Source organism: Marinobacter sp. (assembly GCF_041984545.1).
Lineage (GTDB): Bacteria > Pseudomonadota > Gammaproteobacteria > Pseudomonadales > Oleiphilaceae > Marinobacter.
Genome location: NZ_JBHIXV010000017.1, coordinates 66,091 through 88,090, shown reverse-complemented (window position 1 = coordinate 88,090; position 22,000 = coordinate 66,091). Strand labels below are relative to the sequence as shown.

15 protein-coding genes are annotated in these 22,000 nt (G+C 59.5%); 4 read left to right on the top strand and 11 right to left on the bottom strand.

What is annotated here, in order from left to right; translation table 11 throughout:
• Positions 1–108: 108 nt before the first annotated feature.
• Both ACFC20_RS10100 and ACFC20_RS10095 read right to left on the bottom strand, forming a co-directional pair.
• The gene (locus ACFC20_RS10100) at positions 109–1,044 is read right to left on the bottom strand and encodes a DUF6160 family protein (protein ID WP_375192896.1); all 936 of its coding nucleotides are present in this window, start codon (positions 1,042–1,044) and stop codon (positions 109–111) included.
• A 188-nt stretch (positions 1,045–1,232) separates the two neighbouring features.
• Positions 1,233–1,847: a hypothetical protein gene (locus tag ACFC20_RS10095; RefSeq protein WP_375192895.1), complete on the bottom strand. Its 615-nt coding sequence runs from the start codon at positions 1,845–1,847 to the stop codon at positions 1,233–1,235.
• Positions 1,848–2,031: 184 nt separating this feature from the next.
• On the opposite strand from ACFC20_RS10095, the gene pabB reads away from it, so the two are divergent.
• Positions 2,032–3,384 carry an aminodeoxychorismate synthase component I gene (gene pabB / locus ACFC20_RS10090; RefSeq protein ID WP_375192894.1) on the top strand — a complete coding sequence of 451 codons (1,353 nt, stop codon included), beginning with the start codon at positions 2,032–2,034 and terminating at the stop codon, positions 3,382–3,384.
• 44 nt (positions 3,385–3,428) lie between these two features.
• Here pabB and thrH read toward each other — a convergent pair whose 3' ends face one another.
• Positions 3,429–4,043 carry a bifunctional phosphoserine phosphatase/homoserine phosphotransferase ThrH gene (thrH, locus tag ACFC20_RS10085; protein WP_375192893.1) on the bottom strand — a complete coding sequence of 205 codons (615 nt, stop codon included), beginning with the start codon at positions 4,041–4,043 and terminating at the stop codon, positions 3,429–3,431.
• A 211-nt stretch (positions 4,044–4,254) separates the two neighbouring features.
• Here thrH and ACFC20_RS10080 point away from each other — a divergent pair, with 211 nt between their 5' ends.
• Positions 4,255–4,977, top strand: coding sequence for a phosphoadenylyl-sulfate reductase (locus ACFC20_RS10080; RefSeq protein WP_375192892.1), 723 nt, complete (start codon positions 4,255–4,257; stop codon positions 4,975–4,977).
• Positions 4,978–5,023: 46 nt separating this feature from the next.
• Here the strand turns inward: ACFC20_RS10080 and cysB are convergent, their stop codons facing one another.
• The gene (gene cysB / locus ACFC20_RS10075) at positions 5,024–6,001 is read right to left on the bottom strand and encodes an HTH-type transcriptional regulator CysB (protein ID WP_091985571.1); all 978 of its coding nucleotides are present in this window, start codon (positions 5,999–6,001) and stop codon (positions 5,024–5,026) included.
• A 259-nt stretch (positions 6,002–6,260) separates the two neighbouring features.
• Between cysB and ACFC20_RS10070 the strand changes: the two genes are divergently transcribed.
• The gene (locus ACFC20_RS10070; protein WP_375192891.1) at positions 6,261–8,996 is read left to right on the top strand and encodes a LuxR C-terminal-related transcriptional regulator; all 2,736 of its coding nucleotides are present in this window, start codon (positions 6,261–6,263) and stop codon (positions 8,994–8,996) included.
• A 268-nt stretch (positions 8,997–9,264) separates the two neighbouring features.
• On the opposite strand, the gene dinG is transcribed toward ACFC20_RS10070, so the two are convergent.
• The 5 genes from dinG to ACFC20_RS10045 are packed head-to-tail and all read right to left on the bottom strand — an operon-like array spanning position 9,265 to position 16,243.
• Complete coding sequence (gene dinG, locus ACFC20_RS10065; protein ID WP_375192890.1) at positions 9,265–11,469, bottom strand: ATP-dependent DNA helicase DinG; 2,205 nt, start codon at positions 11,467–11,469, stop codon at positions 9,265–9,267.
• Positions 11,469–12,227 (bottom strand): general secretion pathway protein GspB, encoded by a 759-nt coding sequence (locus ACFC20_RS10060; RefSeq protein ID WP_375192889.1) that lies wholly within the window; start codon positions 12,225–12,227, stop codon positions 11,469–11,471. Before ACFC20_RS10060 ends, dinG begins: the two co-directional genes overlap by 1 nt.
• Positions 12,228–12,229: 2 nt before the next feature.
• Positions 12,230–13,939 (bottom strand): AAA family ATPase, encoded by a 1,710-nt coding sequence (locus ACFC20_RS10055; RefSeq protein ID WP_375192888.1) that lies wholly within the window; start codon positions 13,937–13,939, stop codon positions 12,230–12,232.
• A gap of 1 nt (position 13,940) precedes the next feature.
• Positions 13,941–15,428, bottom strand: a complete 1,488-nt coding sequence (locus ACFC20_RS10050; protein WP_375192887.1) for a DUF3336 domain-containing protein — start codon at positions 15,426–15,428, stop codon at positions 13,941–13,943.
• Positions 15,429–15,457: 29 nt separating this feature from the next.
• On the bottom strand, positions 15,458–16,243 hold the full coding sequence (locus tag ACFC20_RS10045) for a VacJ family lipoprotein (RefSeq protein ID WP_375192886.1): 786 nt from the start codon (positions 16,241–16,243) through the stop codon (positions 15,458–15,460).
• A 90-nt stretch (positions 16,244–16,333) separates the two neighbouring features.
• On the opposite strand from ACFC20_RS10045, the gene ACFC20_RS10040 reads away from it, so the two are divergent.
• Positions 16,334–16,741: an acyl-CoA thioesterase gene (locus ACFC20_RS10040; protein ID WP_375192885.1), complete on the top strand. Its 408-nt coding sequence runs from the start codon at positions 16,334–16,336 to the stop codon at positions 16,739–16,741.
• 12 nt (positions 16,742–16,753) lie between these two features.
• On the opposite strand, the gene ACFC20_RS10035 is transcribed toward ACFC20_RS10040, so the two are convergent.
• Together ACFC20_RS10035 and hrpA are read right to left on the bottom strand one after the other, a co-directional pair.
• Positions 16,754–17,875, bottom strand: a complete 1,122-nt coding sequence (locus ACFC20_RS10035; RefSeq protein ID WP_375192884.1) for a beta-ketoacyl-ACP synthase III — start codon at positions 17,873–17,875, stop codon at positions 16,754–16,756.
• A gap of 130 nt (positions 17,876–18,005) precedes the next feature.
• The gene (hrpA, locus tag ACFC20_RS10030; protein ID WP_375192883.1) at positions 18,006–21,941 is read right to left on the bottom strand and encodes an ATP-dependent RNA helicase HrpA; all 3,936 of its coding nucleotides are present in this window, start codon (positions 21,939–21,941) and stop codon (positions 18,006–18,008) included.
• Between the last annotated feature and the right edge of the window lie 59 nt (positions 21,942–22,000).

Here is a 22,000-nt window from a genome sequence, read left to right as displayed (position 1 = left end):
ACCTGTACCGGAACAGCGCCCGTCAAGGCGCTACGCGCCATGCCTGGCGCACCAACGAAAAACGCCCCGCTGGGCGGGGCGTCTTACCAATCATGATATCTAGCAGTATTAATCTTTACCGTAGATAGCCAGTTTGGTGTTGGTTACAGCGAGGTTATCCAGCGCTACAGAACCGATGGAGGTTCCACCGATCTCGATGGCGCCGATGGACATGTCCATGTAAACGTTGTTCACGTCAACACGCAGCACGTCGGTCGCAGTAGACGCACCCAGGCCAGCGCCCTTGTACACGTCCAGGTTTACGTTGGCGTACTTGCTCAGCTTGCCGTAGGCCAGTTGACCAGTCGGGGTGGTCAGGTCGAAACCACCTTCTTCAGCTTCGGTACCATCAGCAACGGTCTGGCCGTCGCCGTCGTAGTCGAAGTTGTCGCCAGCACCGGTGACAACCATGTCGCGGATACCAATGCCCAGGAAGTCTACGTCGAAGTCCATGTCGTCGATGTCGAAGGCAACGGCTACGTTCAGGTGATCAGTAGCAGTATCAACGCTCAGGTCCAAGGCCGCCAGGTCACCGTGCATGGCAAGGTTGGAGATCAGCGTGGTGCTGTCACTGCCAGTACCACCAGCCAGCAACTCCATGGAGCCGGCAGTCATACCCCAGTCGATCGGTACCGGCGCGCCAGTGGTCGGATCAGTCTGCAGGGAGCCAACGTGAATGATGGCATCGCCATCGTCGGCAATGTCGATGTCGATCTTCAGCTGGTCCAGCAGAGTGTTATCAGCTTGGCCGTCGCCATCATTGTCTACAGCTGCGTCGGCAACAACGCCGGCACCACCAAGCACGATGTCGTTAACCGCGAAGGAGCCTTCGTCGGTGTACTTGAACTGACCGATGCTTACCTTGGTTTCCAGTTCAATGGTCACACCGGCCTGACCGGTGACGTTGCCCATTGCGCTGTCGTTCAGGGCTTTCAGTTCAGCGTTGGCTGCAAATGGAGCAGCGGCAACTGCAGTTACAAGAGCAATTTTCTTCAGGCCTTTCATTCTTATCTCCTTATAAAACTCTTTTATTCTTATGCGAGTTTTGGATTTTGGATGTGAGGTTCGCGACCTCACGAATCCATTTAAGATTGTTTTACAGTCCTAGTCCGTGACTGCATTCACAAAACCTTACCCGCTCTTAACAACCTGAAACAATTGTGTCGCACATCTCAACAAAGGTGGTACGCAGCTCAGGATGCAGCCGCCGGAACGCCTGATTTGTCGTCGTAGAACAACTGGAAGGGCTTTTTGCGGGTAACAGACTGGGCGTATTTAACCTGCCCGTTATCAACGACAAACGGTACGATCTTGGTTGCGGAAATGCCTAGCCGGTGCTCGTGTTCGACCACAAGAGCGCGCTGGTCGTTTTCCTCGGAAATCTGTCCGGCATAGAGAATCACGGCGGCGTTGATCTTTCCTCTACGGGCTATGGATTTAAGGGCTGCCCGGAACATCACCACTCGAATTGACGCCGGTGCGTCGCCCGCAGCCTCATCCAGAGTCAACTCCTTCACGGTCACGCCATCGTCCATCAACATCCAGGCAGCCGGCATTGCATTGGAGTCGTTTTCAATAACCGGAGCGTACTCCTCGGTTGCCTTGGACGTGAGGTAAGCAAGCTGCTCCTTGGCGACAACCGCATACTGTGCCATTTCCTTTGGTGTCAGTGTGCCGTCCGAAATAACGCTGTTCGGAGGAATCTTCAGCTCCAGACTTTGACCTTCCTCCGCCGCATAGACGGAATTGCAGAGAGCGATACTGGCGAGGCAAATGCCCAACAGGGCTGATCGACGTTTCACTGTCATGGCGTAGGTTTCCTTTTTATTGTGGTTCGTATCCACGTGGCCAGTGCATCTCGGGTAGAATGACGGTTCTCGAACAAGCAGCAGGCCACGTCGTTCTCAAACGGTATTAGAGCAGTGGCCTTCCCGGGCGGACAATGCTGTTTTTGTGGCCTGGGTATCATTCTTTTGAATTTCCGAGGGTAAGTTGAAGCGATCCATTTCCAGGGAAAGCTATGACCAGCTCCTGAAACACGCGAGCGCTGAGCCCGATTTCGCCTATATTGGTAGTCTCGGCAACAGTGAGGCCCGCGGCGCGCTTTGTGGATTCAGCGCCCGTGCCCTGAGGACAATTCACCTGCCCGCTACAGACGTGCCTTCAGGTAATGTCTTCGACAGCGATCAAGTCGCACGGGAAATGGAGTTATTACTGGCCCACTACGGCATCGACGGCGCGGATGGCCCTTTGTCACTACCCGGTGGCTGGATTGGCTATCTTAGCTATGAACTTGGCTATGCCAGAGAGGCGCGGCTTTCCCACCAGATGCCTGTATCGCCCTGCCCGCTGATCAGTGCTGGCTTCTACCTCTGGACCGCCAGCCACAACCGAAAAACCGGCCACTATTATCTCTGGGTGCATCCCGCATGCCCTGCTGAAACCCGGGCCCTGTTGGAGTCGTGGTTGAACGTCTCCGCCCCAACGAGGGAAAGCCACTGGCGCATGCCATCTACGTTCATGCCGCGTCAATCCGAACGGGACTTTCAATCAAGCGTCAACAAAATCCGCAACTACATCGAAGCCGGAGACTGCTACCAGGCAAACCTCTCCCAGGAATTCACCGGCCAGTATGAAGGCGATCCCTGGCAGGCCTTTAAGGCTCTGGCAGAGGCAAACCCGACGCCCTACAGTGCCTTCATACGGTCTGGGAACCTGTCTGTTCTATCGGTTTCTCCGGAGCGCTTCCTTGAAATACGCGATCGAACCGTCACCACAAGCCCCATCAAGGGAACACGCCCAAGGGGAAGCGGCCCCGCCGAAGACAGGGCCCTTGCAGCCGAACTCAAAGCCTCTGAGAAAGACCGCGCCGAGAACCTGATGATCGTCGACCTGTTGCGCAACGACCTGGGCCTGAATGCCAAGCCCGGCAGCGTGAAGGTCGACAAGCTGTTTGCCCTGGAGTCCTACCGCAACGTTCACCACCTGGTCAGCCATATCCGGGCCGAGCTGGCAGACGGGGTGTCACCGATGAAAGCCCTGTTCGACGCCTTTCCCGGTGGTTCCATCACCGGAGCGCCCAAGATCCGGGCCATGGAGATTATCCGGGAGCTGGAGCCCCACTGGCGCGGACCCTACTGCGGCTCCATCTTCTATCGGGGGCTGGACGGCACTCTGGATAGCAACATCGCCATACGCACCATGCTGTGTGATGGCGAAGGCACCATTCGATGCTGGGGTGGCGGTGGGATTGTGGCGGATTCTGATCCCGAGGCGGAGTATCAGGAAACGCTGGCCAAGGTGGGGCCATTAATGCGGTTTCTGGAAGAGTTGGTGATCGAATAAACCAGGGCCGACAGTTTGTTGCTGCCGGCCCAGAGACATCGATATCAGGCGCTGTGGATCTTGCTGGCCTTGAGGAATTGCTGCTTCAGGTCATCAAAGTTGTGTACCGCCGGGAACTGCGGGAACTCGTCGATAACATTCTGCGGCGCGTGGAACAGGATGCCGGCCTCGGCCTGCCCCAGCATGGTGGTATCGTTGTAGGAATCACCGGCGGCAATTACCCGGTAGTTCAGCAGCTGGAAGGCCCGCACCGACTGGCGTTTCGGGTCCCGCTGGCGCAGCAGGTAGTTGGTGATCTGGCCGTCGTCCGCCACTTCGAGCTTGTGGCACAGCAACGCCGGGTAGCCGAGCTTCTTCATCAGCGGCATGGCGAATTCGTAGAAAGTATCCGACAGGATCACCACCTGGAAACGCTCACGCAGCCAGTCCAGGAACTCCCGGGCGCCGGGCAGCGGGTCCAGTTCGCCAATCACTTCCTGGATCTGTGGCAGGCCATAGCCATGCTGGTCCAGGAGTTTCAGGCGCTGTTTCATCAGCACGTCGTAGTCGGGGATGTCACGAGTGGTCGCCTTGAGTTCCTCAATGCCGGTCTTTTCGGCGAACGCGATCCAGATTTCCGGAATCAATACTCCTTCAAGGTCAAGGCATGCCAGTTCCACAACGATCTCCTGCTTGCTGAATAATGGGCCGCAACGGCGAGTCCGCTGGCCCGGGTACGGGGCGTATGATAAGAAAAACAGCGCGGGAATGCATCGTGGAAGTGTAAATTCCGCCCCACCAACGGAATAACCATATAGATCCTCATTCCTTCAGGCTATGAGCGATTTAGTGATAGCCTTGGCGCACATCCAGAGGAGGAAATACCCGCCCATGACCGACATACAGACCCTGCGGGAAGAGCTTGAAGGCCAGAGCCCCCGCGCCATCCTCAAGGCGGCCCTGAAACAGTACGACAACATCGCCATCTCCTTCAGCGGTGCGGAAGACGTGGTGCTGATCGAGATGGCCCACAAGCTGACCGACAACCTGCAGGTGTTCACACTCGACACCGGTCGCCTGCACCCGGAGACCTACGAATTTGTCGAGAAGGTGCGCAAGCACTACGGCATTCACATCGAAGTGCTGTTTCCGGATCAGGCCGAGGTTCAGGAAATGGTCAACAAGAAGGGCCTGTTCAGTTTTTATGAAGACGGCCACAGCGAGTGCTGCGGCATTCGCAAGGTAAATCCCCTGCGAAGAAAACTGGCCACGGTGGACGCCTGGATTACCGGCCAGCGCAAAGACCAGAGCCCTGGCACCCGCAACGAGGTGCCGGTGGTTCAGGAAGACACGGCCTTCTCTACCCCGGACAAAACGCTGGTAAAGTTCAACCCGCTGGCAAACTGGACGTCAAAGGAGGTGTGGGACTATATCCGGATGTCTGAGGCCCCGTACAACGCACTCCACGAGAAGGGCTTTGTCAGTATTGGCTGCCAGCCCTGCACCCGTCCTGTCCTGCCCGGACAGCACGAGCGCGAAGGCCGCTGGTGGTGGGAAGAAGCTACCCAGAAAGAATGTGGCCTGCACGCCGGTAACCTGATTGCCCGCAACTGAGCGGGCCCCGGGCTACCGGCCTTCGCACATACTGGCAGCGCGGCTGTCAGTAAGTCGGTAGCTCGATATCCTTGAACAGTTCCTCGATCTCCGAACGACTCCCCTGGTGGGCCACGGCTTCGTCCACCTTGTCCCTGGTCAGGTGTGGCGCAAACCGCTGGATAAAGTCGTACATATAGCCCCGAAGGAAAGTGCCCTTCCGGAAGCCGATGCGGGTCACGCTGGGCCGGAACAGCTTGCGTGCATCGAGGGCTACCAGGTCAGTATCGGTTTTCGGATCAAACGCCATGCTGGCGATAATGCCAACGCCAAGGCCGAGGCGAACATAGGTTTTGATGACATCGGCATCGGCGGCGGTGAAGACCACCTTGGGCGTCAGACCCTGGCTCTGGAAGGCCTCATCCAGCTTGGAACGTCCGGTAAAACCAAAGACATAGGTCACCAACGGATACTCGGCCAGCTGCGGCAGCGTCAGTTCCGGCAATTTTGCCAGCGGATGGTCGCGAGGCACAATGACGCTCCGGTTCCAGCGGTAGCAGGGCATCATGATCAGATCGTTGAACAGCTCCATGGCTTCCGTGGCGATGGCGAAATCGACGGCACCATTGGCCGCCATTTCGGAGATCTGCATCGGCGTGCCCTGATGCATGTGCAGAGAGACATCCGGGTACTCTTCAATAAAACCGCTGATGATGGGCGGCAGGGCGTACCGCGCCTGGGTGTGGGTGGTCGCGATGCTGAGATCACCTTTGCGCTGGTTGCTGAATTCCTGGGCGATCTTCTTGATGCCCTCCACGCGGCGCAGAATTTCACCGGCTTCGCGGATGATGATCTCTCCGCCTGGCGTGATGCGGGTCAGGTGCTTGCCACTGCGGGCGAACACCTCCAGGCCCAGCTCGTCCTCAAGCAGGCGAATCTGTTTGGAAATACCGGGTTGGGATGTGAAAAGACTCTGAGCGGTTGCGGACACATTCAGGTCGTGATGCGCAACTTCCCAGATATAGCGCAACTGTTGTAATTTCATCGGGTCTGCTGCTCCCTGGACATCAGAAGGCCTTCAAGTCAAAGGGCTTTCGGAATCAACGTGCAGTCGCGATCAGGCCTGTTGCGGATCCGGGCACGCTTGAGAAGAATACGCATAAAAACAGATTTTTTCATTCTTTTTTATTCTAGGTTATTCCCTGTACACAGTTTAGACCAAAAATGCATTTACGCAGCCCCTGACAAAACTCTTTGTTTCCGACACAATCCACGTTATCCACGTGCCAGCTTTCAGGACTGCCATGCTGTTAACCACCAAATTCCTCCGGCCGACCGCCGATCCGCGCGCCGTCAAGCGCGACCGGCTGAGTGCGCTGCTGGTTCCCGACCACCAGCGTCGGTTGAATCTGGTGATTGCACCGGCCGGTTTCGGCAAAACCACTCTGGTCGCGCAATGGTGCGCACAGAACACGTCGCCCACCGCCTGGCTCTCTCTGGACGAACACGACGATGAGCCACGGCGATTCTGGCAGTACGTTGTCGGCGCGTTCGAACACGCGGGGCTGCCCGGCGCCAGTGACCTTCGTAAAAGTCTGGCCCGGCAGACCGACGATGACTTCATCGAGACCGTCACCGGCCTCGTCAATACCCTGGCCAGCGACGGCAGCCCCTGGACGCTGGTGCTGGATGATTTTCACTACGTAGGCCAGGCGGAGCTGCTTCGGCAGTTTTCCTATTTCCTCGATTACCTGCCGCCCGGAGTACTGGTCACCCTCGCCTCCCGAACCGAACCCCAGCTACCCCTGGCCCGCTGGCGGGTGAGGCGGTGGGTGCAGGACATTCATCCGGGGCTGCTGGCATTTTCAGAAGAAGAGTGTCGCCAGTTCTTTGAGGGCACCATGGGCCTAGCTATCTCCAGCGACGACGCCCGAGCCATCTGTCGGAAAACCGAGGGATGGGTTGCCGCCATGCAGCTGTCTGCACTCTCAGGCCACGGCAGTGCTACCGAAGGACACCAAATCAGCGTTGACGAGCGCCATATCAGCGATTACGTGCTGACCGAAGTGCTCGACCAGCAGCCACGAGAGCTGGCCGATTTCCTCCTGGAAACCGCTTGCTGCCCTCGCTTGTGTGCATCACTGTGCGATGAGGTTCGGGAATCGAACAACAGTCAGGAGATGCTGGAGCGCCTGCTCGGCCAGAACCTGTTCCTGATACCCCTGGACACCCGCAACGAATGGTTCCGGTACCACGATCTCTTCCGTGATGCCTTGCTACTGCGAATCCAGCAGACCCAGCCCGAAAAGGCGGCGACGCTCTGGCAGAACACCATCCACTGGCTCCTCGCCCACGGCCATGTACAGGAAGCCATTGCCCAGATCGTGCGCCGGGAAGACTGGCCATGGCTGTCTGAGGTGTTGGCCAGGCACGGCAACAATCTCATTCACAGCGGGTTCCACCTGCCGGTGCTGGACTGGCTGGACGCCCTGCCCCAAAACCTGGTGACCGACAATCCGCAACTCCAGATGCTGAAGATCTGGGGCCTGTTCTTCGCCAATCGGCTGGACAGTCTCGAACCCCTCCTCGGCGCTCTCGAAGATCTCCTGGACCGCCGGGTCGCCGATTCCCATCCCGATGCGGAGGGGGCCCTGGGCCTGCAGAGCGAAATTTCCCTGATGCGGTCCTATCTGGCCCGCACCCGCAGCGATGACAAAAGCGCCAGTGATCTCACCCGCCAGGTCCTCAGGGAAATCGATCACACCCGCATTCCGCTCAAATCCGTCACCTACTACGGTCTGGGTCTCGATTACTTCGGCAAGGGCGAGCTGGTGGAGGCAGAGGATGCGCTTCGCTCCGCGGTTCGGTACGGTCAGGTGGAACACAAACCCAGCACGGTACTGTCGAGCGGTGGTTTGCTGGCCTGGATACTCTATAACCGCGGCGATATCGATCTGGCTCTGGACACCTGTCTCGAGATTCGGCAGTGGGTTGACCGGCATTACTCCGATCCCAGCCAGCCCCGACTGATTTCCTGCTGGCAAAACAGCACCCTGTGTGAAATCTACCGGGAACGTGACAACCCCAAGCTTGCAGCGAGCCATCTACAGCCCCTGCTGGAGCATGTGGAACGGGGTACCGAACCGGGCCAGCACGTGGTCATTCAGTATGTTCGAGGCCATCTGGCATTCAGCGAAGGCCGGCTCGATGAAGCCATCGAGATCCTGAAAGACGCCGCCTACGTGGGTCGCAAGCGTCGCGACCAGATTGTCTTCGAGCCACCAGCGAGCACCGCATTATTGGCCCGCTGTTACCTTGCCGGCGACCAGCCTGTAAAGGCACGGGCCTGTCTGGACTCCTGGTCGGACACCCGGTTCACCAACCCGCTGAACCTGGAGCAATACCAGCTCGCCGAAGCCCGCGTACTGCTCGCCCTCGCTCAGACTCAGGAGGCCCTTGAGCTGCTTGAACGCCTGATGACACCGGCCGAGGAAAGTGGCCACAACCGCCACCTGGTAGAGATATTGCTGGTGTATGGCGAGGCACTGGGCCTGCTGGAGCGTCGGGAAGAAAGCGAGCAGGTACTCGCCCGTGCCCTGGGCCTGGCCGCAGAAGCGGGCTTTGTACGACTGCTGGCCGAGGAAAGCACGGACCTCCGGTCACGGTTGCTGGCATTGCCTGCCCTCAAAACACCCGGTCGCTGGAACGATCGGGTCCGTTCCCTGTTACAGGAGTCTCTGTTACAAGGCTCCCGACCAGCGGCGCCCCCAATGGAGACCTCCGACCCCGTTCGCTCAACCAGCTCACCGGAATCAGCCGAAAGACGTCCTGAAGCGCTGCCCGAACCCCTCAGCCAGCGAGAACTGGAAGTGCTCGCCCTGATTCACGCGGGCCATGCCAACAAGGAGATTGCCACTCGTATGGCAGTGGCCCCGGCAACGGTAAAGGCCCATATTCGCAACCTGTACGGCAAGCTGGGCGTTGGCCGGCGCACAGAAGCCCTGGCAAGGGCCCGGGAGCTGGGCCTGCTTCCGACCTGATCCGGTCATTCCATTTTGTGATGCACGTCACACTTTGGAGTGACTATCGAAAAGGACTACGCCCTTTGGACGATCCGTTTACGCCCCCTGCTGCCCTATGATTCTCCCATCGGTGAGGGAAACTTCACCTGGAATTCTGAAACTTCAGGCCTTCAGATTTCTTGTTTCGCGTTGTTTCGACGCCCCGGGTTCGAGAGAACCCCTTCCCTAAGAGCCACCCTTCACAGGTTGGCTCTTTTTTTTTGCCGGATGATTCATCGGTGCCGGCTCAGGGCTCGATGATCCTGCGGAACGGCGGCAGGGCATCCAGCAGCAGCTGCCCGTAGCGCCGCGCAATGATCCGGCGATCCAGAATCGTTACTCTACCCGTGTCCTGTTCCGTACGAAGCAGACGACCGACGGCCTGAACCAGTTTGATGGACGCGTCAGGCACGGTGATCTCCATGAACGGATTACCGCCACGTTGCGTCACCCATTCCGCGAGGCTCGCCTCAATGGGATCGTCTGGCACCGAGAACGGCAGGCGAGTGATCACCACGTGGTGGAGGTACTTGCCGGGAAGATCGATGCCCTCGGCAAAGCTGGCGACGCCGAACAGCACGCTGGCACGCCCCGCATCCACCCGGCTGCAATGCTGTCTCAGCACCTCGCCCTTGGCCATGTCGTCCTGGGTAATGATCAGCTCGGGATACTCCGGTGCCAGCGCATCACGCACCTGCTGCATCTGTCGGCGGGAGGTGAACAGCACCAGGGTGGCTTTTTCTCCAGCCCAGAGGCCCGGAAGGCGCCTGATCAGTTCATCTGAAAAGCCATCGTCGGTGGGCATGGCCGACATTGCCGGCACTTCCACCGTCGCCATGTCGCCATACCGGAAGGAACTGGGCACCACGAGGAACCGACTGTCCTTTGGAAGCCCAGCCCTTGCGTTCAACCGGTCGAACCGGCCCAGGGCTGTCAGGGTCGCGCTGGTCAGCACCGCGCCGTAGGCCCGGGACCACAGGCGCGTGTAGAGCAGGTTATCCGCCAGCACGGGTGAGCTGTAAAGCGTAATATCCTCGGCGTGGTCCCACCGCTGGCGCACGGCCCACCGTGCCGGTGGCGGACTCTTGCGGTTCGCGGCAGGGGTTTTCTGATCGCCATCTCCTTCGTTATCCGGGTCAGCCTCCCCCTCCGGTTTGGCCGCGTTCTGCTCGCACCAGGCCGTCCATAACCGCAGCTGGTCCTCGGCCCGGCTGTGGAAGGAACCGATCACCGGGTACCAGGCCTCGGCGGTCTCCCTGTCCAGCTCATGCTCCTTGCGCTCGTCGAATGCACCCTGCAGTTCATCGGCCAGTACACCCAGGTGTCGAACGAGGTTGGCGGTGGCAATGCGGGTTTCCGCCGCCAGTTCCGCCATGGCCTCCGGCAGTTCACCCTCCGGGTAACGCCACTGGGCGGTGCGCCTCTCTTCGTTGAATTCCCAGCCGGTATTGGTCTCCGATTCCTCGTACACCCGACTCAGCACCAGATCCACTTCCCGGGAGGCGCCGCCTATACGGTCGAGGGATTTTGCCGCCTGGCTGCCACCCGGCAGGTACGGCTGCATCTTGACCAGTGCCTGGGACAGCTGTTTCAGCCACTGTCGGGTCGCATTCAACGGCACCGAGGCCGCGAAATGATTGAGCGCCTTGTCGGGAAGATGGTGCGCCTCATCGAAAATATAGAGGGCGTTTTCCGGCTCAGGCAGGATGGCACCGCCACCCAGGGCCAGGTCCGCCAACACGAGATCATGATTGGCAACCACAATATCGGCCTCGTCGAGGTCCTTTCTGGCGTCAAAAAACGCACAGCTGTCGAAATAGGCGCAGTGCCGGTTGGTGCACTGTCGGTGGTCGGTGGTGACCTGCCGCCACACATCGTCCGGAATCTGCTCGGGCCAGTGGTCCCGATCGCCATCCCACTGCCGGGAGCCATAACTGGCCAGCATTTCCTCAAAGAAGGCCCGGGTGCCGGCCTCCTCCGATTTCGGGCCGTCCAGAAGAAACAGCGGCATTGTGTCACTGTCTCCGTTGCCCTCGTCATGGAGCCTCGCCTCCAGCCGAGACAGACAGAGGTAACGCCCCCGCCCCTTGGCCAGGGTCCAGTTGAACGCCAGTTTGCTGTGTTTTTTCAGATCCGGCAGGTCTTTGAGTACGATCTGGTCCTGCAGGGCGACCGTTGCCGTGGAAATCACCAGGGTTTTGCCAAGCGCCCGGGCCACGGGAATCGCTGCAATCAGGTAGGCAAGGGTCTTGCCGGTACCGGTGCCAGCCTCAACCACGCAGGCAGCCGGTGGGGACGTACGCTGCCCATCATCGTCGGTGATATCGCCCATGTAACGGGCGATCTCCGCAATCATCAGGCGCTGACCGTAACGGGCCCGGACGGATTTGCCGGCCAGAACGTCCCGGTAGCCCTGCTGAATCTGCTGCTTGATCTCGTCGGTCAGGGCCATCAGCGGGGGCTCACCCAGTCGCGGACCACACCCACCCGAAAACGGCGGCCGTCGCGGCTTAACACCACGCCATCCTCTGTGATGTCTTCCACGCGAAGGCCCTGAAACGCGTCACCGATCCGCAGGTAGCTATTGTTGATCATCACCCGGCGAGAGCCCGGCGACGACGAATAGATATGACTGTTGAAGGTCAAATCCGGAATACCCTTCTGAAATGAAAGGGGCAACTCTACCAGATGAGGTACCCGGCCGGCCTGTTCGGGTGGTGGCTGCAGGTCGTCTTCGGCTGACGCGGTGGTGGTTGGGACATCCACCGAGGGCACAATGATGGTTGCCCGCTCCTGAACTTGTGGAACCGCCGGCGCTACAGACTCCTGAACGGACCGATCCTCGTCCGGTTGGCCGTCCGGAGACCGGGCCGGAGTGCCGGACTCCGCAACCGCCGTTTCCGGTCCGCTCTCTGTTTCAGGCTGCACCGCCAAGGATGACGCCGGCTTGGTGGTCGTCTCCGACGCCCCCGCGGCCGACGTGGTATCTGCAGGCGTTGCCGCAGACGCAGCCGATCTCTCACGCTCAGGCCAGAAGACATAGGCAAGAACCGCCGCATTAAGCACCAGCGCAACGGCAACCCACACCACCGGCGACACGCCCTTCTTCTTCGGGCGATGAATCAGCTGAACCTGCTGGCCCAGGTCCGGCACCTGACCCTGTCGGCGCTCGGTCTCGGATTTTCGCAATGCGTCAAGAATATACGACATGATTACTCATTCTCACGGGGCCGCTGTGCGCTCACGGGTTGGGGCTGCGGCGCCGCCTTCTCGGAACTGAGCCGCGGCACCGCCGCATCCAGATCGTTGTTCATCTGGATGATGGTCATGGCTCCAGCAATACCGTCTACGGTCAATCCGCGGAGGGACTGGTACCAGCGTACCTGAGCCTCGGCATCCAGGCGCTTGATCCGGTCGCTGTCTGAGCGGGATCTGGCAAACCGATCGGCAAGATCCATCATGCGGGCGCCAATCCAGAGCTGCTCGCCAGCACCGTTGCCAGAAAACCGCGCGTCGGTCATGTACTCGGGCAGGCGCCACAACACCCGGTATTCGCCAAACCAGTAGGGCTCGATGCTGGCAAAAGAAACAGTATGCCGTCCATCCGCAAGCATAATCTCGGCCCGGTCTCCGTCCAGGTGGCGCAGTACCACAAACCCCCGATTACCCTTCACATCCTGTAACGCCAGCATGGCCGGCCGGTCCAGAAACTCCAGGCTTCTGCGACTTCCCTGCCGTTCGAGGCAACCGAGCCCCTGATTTCGCGCGTAGTCACAGGCCACCGGTGCGCTGGAGGGGGTGTACTGAATGCCCCAGGCGCTAAACAGAGCCTTGAACGCCGGCACCGAGTCCAGTAACTGAGCTGGTACAGCCAGCGACGGCAGTGCTTCGGGTTCCTCGGTGTTCGTTTCGGGCTCATCAGCGTCAGCCTCCACCGGAGGCTCCTCTTCCCGCTCAACCGCGCCCTGGAAAACCGACTCCTCGGCCTGAGCGATCAGCGCGGGTTCCGGGTTCCACCGCTGAAACAGCCAGACCGTACTGATGATCGCCACAAGTATGGATGCAGCCACCACCAGCACCTGGGAACGGTCGGGCCTGCGCGTGGATCCTGCCACTGCATTGCCACGAACCTCTTTTGCCGCGTGTTTGATGTGACTGGCAGAGACCTCGTGCTCGCCCTCGGCGTAGGCGCCCAGAAGGGCCCGATCGCTGATCAGGTTGATCAGTCGCGGGATGCCCTGGCTCTCCCGGTACAGCCGCTGAACCGCGCCAGAGGAGAAGACGTCCCCCCGCAGCCCGGCCACGCCCAGGCGATAGCGGAGGTAGGCCGGCAACTCCTGCCTGCCGATGGCATCGAGATGATAACGGGCAGTCACCCTCTGATTGAGCTGCCGCAGTTCCGGCAGTGCCAGCATATCCTGGAGCTCGGGCTGGCCCAGCAACACAATCTGCAGCAGTTTCTTTTCGGCTGTCTCGAGGTTGGTGAGCAGGCGTAGTTGCTCCAGCACGTCTGCCGAAAGGTTCTGGGCCTCGTCGATCATCAGGACCTTGTGCCGGCCGGCGGCGTGGGCTTTGAGCAGATCCCGGTTGATCAGGTCCACCAGCTCCTTGATGCTGGCGCCCAGGTCGTGGCTGATTTCCAGCTCATCACAAACGGAAGACAGCAGTTCCCTCGCCGACAGTCGCGGGTTGAGGATCAGGGCTATGTCGACGTTGTCTGGCGCGTTCTCAATGAAACAGCGGGATACCGTGGTCTTTCCAGTGCCCACTTCACCGGTGATGACAATGAAGCCGCCCTGCCCCTGCACACCGTACATCAGATGGGCAAGCGCCTCCTTGTGGCGGTCACTCAGGTACAGGTAGCGCGGATCCGGGGCAATGGAAAACGGCGGTTCCCGAAAGCCGAAAAAATCGTAATACATATCAGGTGGTACCGGCGTCCGTGTTGGTGACCAGACGCAACTCGGCGGTGCGCCGGTTCTGCAGTTTCAGCCGCCGCACGCATCGCTCCAGAGTCTTCGAAATCCGGGCGTGTGATCGGATCATCGAGATCTTTGGCCAGGTTGCCCGTTCCCCGGCGAGGATCATCCGGCGTACATACTCGGGGTCCGGATTGGCAAGCATGCGTCGATAATCTCTCAGGGAATAGGAGGGCGCGATGGTGACATCTCCGGAATAGCGTTGGGCCATGATGGTGTAAAGCTGACCGGACATCTGCCGCAGAAGTTCCGGCTGGACGCGCTTGCGCAGGTAATCGAACACACCCTGGCCGTGGAACTGCACTTCCGACTTCAGAAGGTGCATGGGCAGCCTCGCAAGCGACAGTTTTTCATCCCGGCCTCCCCGGCTGAGGAACGGCACCACATGGGGATTGGTCTGGCTGACAATGGTGTAATTCACATCGTACAGATGCATCAGTCGCTCCACCGGCAGGTCGCTGACCACCGAGCCGTCCACAAACTTCAGCCGCGGCATGTACGGCAGAATGTTGCCCTGAATGTCCTTTTTCATCAGGGTAACGGGCGGGAAAATCCCCGGTACCGCAGCACTGGCCAGCACAGCACTCCAGACCATCAGGTAGGGCGACGTGTAGCCGCACAGCAGCCGGGCCTTCTGATGGGCCTGCACTGGCGAAACACTGACATTGATCGAGCGCCCGGTGCGCTGAAAGGCTTCCTCGAAAGTGTACTCGCCGATATTCGCCCGCAGGCACGAGCGCAGCTGCTCCTGATCCATCAGACCATCGCCGCGCACGGCACTGAGCAGACCACGCCACTTCCAGGCCTTGAGATTGTGATTCTCCGGCACCAGCATCTCCGGGATCTCGGCATCGGTATGAACCCCGAGGATACCGGCGATGATCGCACCTATGCTTGACCCGGCAATTACCTGAGGGAGCAGGCCTTTCTCCCAGAGCGCCTTGATCACACCGAAATGGAACATACCCAGGGTGGCCCCGCCACTCAGCAACAGCGCCGGCCGACCGTAACTGGTCAGGGTATCCCGGAAAAACTGGAGTTTCTCCGCCACGGGGAAATCGGGGACCGGATGGTCACACAGGAAATCCAGTGCCTCGCAGACCTGGGTAATGTATTCCTCTATCAGATGTTTGGTACCCACGCGGGAGCGCGTATAGAGCGCGGGATTACCCATGTTGCCCAGGTCGTGGTGCAGTCCCTCACGTAACGCCCGCTTGAGACGCTCGAAATCGTTTTGCTGGCGATACTGCTTGAGGTTACTGAGGCGGTCGTAGATTAGCTCGTAGTGGTAGAGATCTGATGCAAAATCCTCTTTCCAGTCGGCGTTGCCCTCCAGAAAATCGAGTTCAAGGGCTGCCGCCTTCCAGACCTCGTAGTTGGGCGCTTCGGCCAGCATTTTCCGGAATCTGGCTATTCTGGGATCCTTGAACACCGCTGACCTCCTTTCGAACCGATATGAGCTCAGAAATCCTCGAGCATCAGATCTTCGTCATCATCACTGGCGAAGGGATCGTTGACCACCTTGCCGTCGTTGATCAGGAATTCCCTGCGCTGCAGGAATGCGTTACGCACAAATATATAGCTGTCGCCGGAAATAAAACTCTCCGCTGGAATCAGGTCTGCCCGCCGATCCACAATCTGCAGGGCGCGAGCGTAGTACACCTCGGGGCTATCCACTGCATCCCACGCCGACGGCAGCACAAAGCCGTCCACGGCGAAGCCGGTAAAATGCCGGGGCGTTGACGGGCCGAGGAAAGGCAGCATCAGATATGGCCCGGAGCCGGAGCCCCAGTAACCCAGGGTCTGACCGAAGTCTTCCGGTCGCTCGGGCAGATCGAAGGCGGTGGCAACATCAATCAGCCCGCCAAGGCCAAACGTGGTGTTGTAGGTAAAACGGCCCAGTGCCACCACGGCCGACTCCCCCTTTAATTGCAGGACGCTGTTGGTGAAGTTCCTGAGCTCGGTGAGGTTGTTGAAAAAGTTGGTGATACCGCGATCCACCAGCCGGGGCGTAAAGGTCCGGTAAGCCTGGGCCACCGGTTTCAGGAACCAACGATCGATGGTTTCGTTGAAGGTAAAGACCTTGCGGTTCCAGTTCTCCCAGGGGTCTTTCGGATTGACCGGCACAGAGCCTTCCGGGGCCGGTTCCTGCATGTTCTGGGCGAGCGCGGGGCCGGTGCAGGCCAGCGCCAGAACAAGCGTCATGACCAGAGGGTTCAGAGGGCGCCGGGAAAGAAATTCTCTCATTTGTCAGCTCTTGGGTTGTCTATTCCGTTTCAGTTCGTCGAAAATACCGGCGCTATTATTGTTATTAACCTATCTTTCCGGAGGAACTCCATGTCAGTACCGGGCAATCTTGTAGCAACCATCAACATCCCGTTGCGGTGGGGCGACATGGACGCATACGGCCATGCCAACAATACAGTCTACTTCCGTTTCTTCGAGGAGGCTCGCATTGTCTGGCTGGCCTCGCTGGAACTGGGCGCAGCCGAACAGCCCACCGGGCCGGTCATTATAAAGACCAGCGCCACCTTTCTAAAGGAATTGAATCACCCGGCCACCGTCGAAGTGAAAACCTTTGCCGACAAAGCCGGCAACACCAGCCTCGACACCTATCATCTGATGACAGATGCCGATACCGGCGAGGTCTATGCGGAGGGATACGCGAAAATCGTCTGGTTCGACCGCAGAACACGCAAATCAGCGCCGCTGCCGGACACCCTTCGGGCCCTGGCCAGCAACTGATGCGGTGCCGCCCTAGCGGCGCCGCACAACCACGCTGCCAATTGAATAGCCGGCACCAAACGAGCAGATAACGCCAAGATCCCCGCTGGCCAGATCGTCCTTGTGTTTATGGAATGCGATGATCGAACCGGCGGAGCTGGTATTGGCGTACTCGTCCAGGATCACCGGCGCCTCATCCTCAGTGGCATCACGTCCTAACACCTTGCGGGCAATCAGCTGGTTCATATTCAGATTGGCCTGGTGCAGCCACATTCTGCGCAGATCTCCAGGGGTAAGCGACAGACTCGCCAACTGGTTCTGGATGGTTTCCGCAACCAGAGGTGACACTTCCTTGAACACCTTCCTGCCCTGCTGAACAAACAGTTTGTCCGGTTTGCCGATACCGGATTCGTCCGCCCGGTTCAGGAAACCGAAGTTGTTGCGAATATTGTTGGAAAACTTGGTTTTCAGGCTGGTGCCCAGAATTTCAAAGCCCTGCCCTTCACGGGCATCTTCTTCACGCTCCACCAGGATGGCCGTACAGGCATCGCCAAAAATGAAATGGCTGTCCCGATCCCGGAAGTTCAGGTGCCCGGAGCAGATCTCCGGACTGACCACCAGCACCGAACGGGCACTGCCGTTCTCCACCGAATTCACCGCTGCCTGCAGCCCGAAGGTCGCGGAGCTGCACGCAACGTTCATGTCGTAGGCAAAGCCATCAATGCCCAGGGCCTCCTGAACTTCGATGGCCACGGCGGGATATGGCCGCTGCAGATTTGAGCAGGCGACAATCACCGCATCGACATCGCCAACGGATTTGCCCGCCTGATCCAGGGCTTCACGGCAGGCCGCAACGGCCATATCGCACTGTACCGAGGGCTCGTCGTTGCTGCGTTCAGGAATATAAGGCGTCATGCGCCGGGGATCCAGGATGCCATCCTTATCGATCACGTGGCGGCGCTTGATGCCAGAGGCTTTCTCGATGAACTCGGAAGACGACGGCTGCAGGGGAGCCACGTCGCCACGCTCAATAGCCTCGGCGTGTTCGGCGTTGAACGTTTCAACGTACTGATTAAAGGCTTCGACAAGTTCATCGTTGTCGATGGTTGCTGGCGGCGTATAGAGGCCGGTCCCGCTGATAACGGCTTTGATCACGCTAACCCCACGTAATAATTATGGAAACAGTATGTCTGGGCAAACCCACTGTCAGAAATACTAACACAGTCTCCGGGTTTTGCCCGCCAGATCACAGTCACTGGCACCGATCTGGTGCATGGCGCCGGCGCTACACGCGGGTCTTCTCCCACTGCCGATCCAGACGCTTCACCGAGACCGTCATTGCGGTGCCCAGTTGCTGGGCAAAGAAAGACACCCGGAACTCCTCCAGCATCCAGCGGTAGAGCACAAGCTCCGGATCGCGCACACCCTGCCGCTTCTGCTCGTCCCGCTTTACGGCATAACGCGACCAGAGCGGCTCGATGGTGTGCAGGAATTCACGCTCACGTCCCATTTCCCTGGGCATTTTTTCCATGCGAATCAACGCCGCCTCGAAGTAACGCCCGAACTCCGCCAGCCACTGGGGTGGCGTGTTCACCAGAAAGCCCGGGTATACCAGGTTCTGCAACTGGAATTTCAGATCCGCCATGCTGTTGGCCAGGGCCAGATTAATCTTGCCCTTGAGCTGCTTTGCCACCTTCTGGTAGCCCGCCATGGCCTGGTACAGTCGTTCATCCGCCTGCTCCAGAACCGGTATAAAGTCGCCACGGTGTGCATCGAACACCCGCTCGAACTCGTCCGCACTGCGCGGGATGCCGTCCTCCAGGAAATGCTGCATGGCGGTAGCCAGCAGAAGGTCGTCCAGCAGTACCCTGGACTGCCCGACCGGCGCGAACATCAGTGCCGATTGTTTGAACTTCGGAAGCTTGCGCTCGAGGTCATCGAGGGTTCTCCCGAACCGGTTAATAATCAGCCGGGCAACCCCCTTGCGCGACGTGTCCTCGGCAGTCAGCGGATCCAGGCAGCGGATTTGCCGGACATTCCGGCCAAGATCCTCCAGTGCCGGATACACCGTAATCTGCATACCGCCCTTTTCGGTCTGTACCTGCGCGGGCAGGCTGCCGAACTGCCAGTCGGCGTACTCCCCGGACGGCTCCTCCGCCGCCCTGTCGGAAGCAGCTGAGGCCAGGGCCTGCTCGGCCTTGCCCTCAAGCTGGTGTTGCAGCTCAGCCGTGTCGCGACTCTCAGCGATCGGCCGGCCTCCGTCACCCAGAACCCGCAAGTTCATCCGGAGATGTGTCGGCAATTCCGATTCGGACCAGGCCTGGGGATCAATCTGGACACCCGTCATCCGCCGTAACTGCTCGCCCAACTGGAGCGTAAGCGGCTCGTTGGAGGGTTGAAGATTCTCGAGGGCGGCATCCACAAAATCCGGCACCGGCACGAAATTCCGGCGCAGCGCCTTGGGCAGAGATTTAACCAGGGCAATGCACTTCTCCCGGAGCAGCCCCGGTACCAACCATTCCAGGCGTCGGGACGGAATCTGCTTGAGCGCCATCAGGGGCACCTGCAGGGTCACGCCATCCTGCTCGCTGGTGGGCTCAAACTCGTAGCTGAGCGGGTATCGAACCCCTTCCCACTCCAGGTAGTCCGGGTACAGATCGCGGGCACCGGCGTCCACCGGCCGCTGCAGAATATCCTCTTCAGTAAGCTCCAGGTCCTTCAATTGCCCGGCCGAAAGCCCTTTCCACCAGCTTTCAAAGTGGCGACCACTGATGATGTCGTCCGGCAGCCGCTCCTCGTAGAACGCCACCAGCACCTCGTCGTCCACCAGCAAATCCCGTCGCCGGGTCTTCTTTTCCAGGTTTTCGACGGTATCGAGCATTTCCCGGTTGCGAGCAATAAACGGCGCCCGTGAGCGGTAATCTCCTTCCACGAGGGCACGGCGGATGAACAGGTTCCGGCATTCGGCAGGATCAACCTTGGCGTACGGAATGCGTCGCTTGGCCACGATATCGAGGCCATAAAGCGTCACCTTCTCATACCCCATCACCTGGGCCCGCTTCTGTTCCCAGTGCGGTTCAAAGTAATGGTGCTTGAGAATATGACCCGCCAGAGGCTCCACCCATTCCGGCTGAATGGACGCCACCATACGGGCGAACACTCGGCTGGTTTCCACGATCTCGGCTGCCACAATCCATTTGGGCCCGGTTTTGGCCACTTTTGAGCCGGGAAAGATCAGCACTTTCCGGTTGCGGGTCGCCAGGTACTCCTTTTTCTCGAGCTTGAACGCCACCTGCCCCAGCAGACCCGCAAGAATGGCCTTGTGCAGCGATTCGTAGCTGGCCGGCTCCTTGTTTACCGGTAGCTTCTGCTCACGACAGATCAGCGTGAGTTGCCGGTGAATATCCCGCCATTCCCGCATTCGCATCCAGCTCAGAAAGCTCTTCTGGCAGACCTTCTTGAGCTGGTTCTGGGACAGCTCCTGGCGCTGTTCCTCGAAGAAATTCCAGATATTCAGCAGGGTGACGAAATCCGACTCTTTGTCATTGAACGGCGCATGGGCCTGATCCGCGGCCTGCTGTTTGTCCTGGGGGCGCTCCCGCGGGTCCTGTATGCTCAGGCCGGCAATGATTACCAGGGTTTCCGCAAGACTTCCAAGCTCGCCCGCCGTTACCAGCATCCGGGCCAGTCGAGGGTCCAGGGGCAGCCGGGCCATGGTTCGGCCCAACCGGCTGACCCGGCGCCGGTCGTCCACGGCCCCCAGCTCCTCGAGCAGCTTGTAGCCGTCGTTCACCTGTCGCTTGTCCGGCGCCTCGAGGAACGGGAAATGGCGTATTTCCCCCAGACCGGAGGTGGCCATCTGGAGAATAACCGACGCCAGATTGGTCCGCAGGATTTCCGGGTCCGTGTATTCCGGACGATTGATGAAATCGGTCTCGTCGTACAAACGGAAGCAGATACCCGGCGCCACCCGACCGCAACGGCCGGCCCGCTGGTTTGCACTGGCCTGGGAGATGGGTTCGATGGGCAAGCGCTGGATCTTGGAGCGCACGCTGTACCGGCTGATCCGGGCGACCCCGGTGTCAATCACATACCGGATGCCCGGAACGGTGAGCGACGTCTCGGCCACGTTGGTGGAGAGCACAATCCGGCGCCCCTTATGTGGCTGAAACACCCGGTTCTGCTCGGCATTGCTAAGCCGGGAGTACAGCGGCAGCACCTCGGTATGGCGCAGGTCGACGTGGCGCAACACCTTGCTGAGTGCGCGGATCTCACGCTCACCGGGCAGAAACACCAGCACATCACCGGGCGGTTGCTTCTCGCTGCGTTCATGCTGTTCGATTTCGTCCAGGGCGCCCAGCACACCATCGGTCCAGCCCTGATCGCGGTCGTCCTCGTCACCGGTCAACGGACGATACCGGATATCCACCGGATAGGTTCGGCCACTGACTTCTATTACCGGCGCCTTGTCGAAGAACTCGCTGAAGCGTTCTACCTCGATGGTGGCCGAAGTAATGATGACCTTCAGATCTGGCCGTTTGGGCAACAGCTGCTTCAGGTAGCCGAGCAGGAAATCGATGTTAAGGCTCCGTTCGTGGGCCTCGTCGATGATCAGGGTGTCGTAGCGGTCGAGAAACCTGTCGTGCTGAACTTCCGCCAACAGGATGCCGTCGGTCATCACCTTGACCCGCGACTGCTCGGAGGTGTTGTCGGTAAACCGCACCTGATAGCCAACCTGCTGACCAGTCTGCTCTCCCAGCTCCTCGGCAATACGGGCGGCGACGCTGCGGGCGGCAATCCGGCGGGGCTGGGTGTGGCCAATCAGGCCCCGGATCCCACGGCCGCTGTTCATGCAGATCTTCGGGATCTGAGTGGTTTTACCGGAGCCGGTTTCCCCGGCAATAATCACCACCTGATGGTTCTCGATGGCCTCCCGGATGTCGTCCACCCGGTCCGATACCGGCAGCCCGGCCGGGAAACTGGCAGGCTTGTGCAGTGCATGGCGTTGCTGGACCTTAGCCAGACCCTGCTCCAGCCAACCGGCCATTTTTTCCAGATCCTTCGGGCCTGGCCGGCCCTTGCTGCGCGCCACGGCTTTCACAATCCGGGCCGCCTCCAACTGATTGCAGGCATCCAGTTGCTCGGTTATGGCTTTGACAGCGGCTACGCCGTCAGGCTTCGGGGTCGGGTTATTGGCAATCGGGGAATCGGTGTCTGTCATTTACAAACCGGCGTGCGCTCTCTGGATTCGGATTGGCCGACAGTCTATCGGGAATTTCC

Bases quoted from the DNA above. Each gene is read 5' to 3' on its own strand.
- ACFC20_RS10100 (WP_375192896.1), bottom strand. From the start codon at position 1,044: ATGAAAGGCCTGAAGAAAATTGCTCTTGTAACTGCAGTTGCCGCTGCT.
- ACFC20_RS10095 (WP_375192895.1), bottom strand. From the start codon at position 1,847: ATGACAGTGAAACGTCGATCAGCCCTGTTGGGCATTTGCCTCGCCAGT.
- ACFC20_RS10080 (WP_375192892.1), top strand. From the start codon at position 4,255: ATGACCGACATACAGACCCTGCGGGAAGAGCTTGAAGGCCAGAGCCCC.
- cysB (WP_091985571.1), bottom strand. From the start codon at position 6,001: ATGAAATTACAACAGTTGCGCTATATCTGGGAAGTTGCGCATCACGAC.
- ACFC20_RS10070 (WP_375192891.1), top strand. From the start codon at position 6,261: ATGCTGTTAACCACCAAATTCCTCCGGCCGACCGCCGATCCGCGCGCC.
- dinG (WP_375192890.1), bottom strand. From the start codon at position 11,469: ATGGCCCTGACCGACGAGATCAAGCAGCAGATTCAGCAGGGCTACCGG.
- ACFC20_RS10060 (WP_375192889.1), bottom strand. From the start codon at position 12,227: ATGTCGTATATTCTTGACGCATTGCGAAAATCCGAGACCGAGCGCCGA.
- ACFC20_RS10055 (WP_375192888.1), bottom strand. From the start codon at position 13,939: ATGTATTACGATTTTTTCGGCTTTCGGGAACCGCCGTTTTCCATTGCC.
- ACFC20_RS10045 (WP_375192886.1), bottom strand. From the start codon at position 16,243: ATGAGAGAATTTCTTTCCCGGCGCCCTCTGAACCCTCTGGTCATGACG.
- ACFC20_RS10040 (WP_375192885.1), top strand. From the start codon at position 16,334: ATGTCAGTACCGGGCAATCTTGTAGCAACCATCAACATCCCGTTGCGG.
- hrpA (WP_375192883.1), bottom strand. From the start codon at position 21,941: ATGACAGACACCGATTCCCCGATTGCCAATAACCCGACCCCGAAGCCT.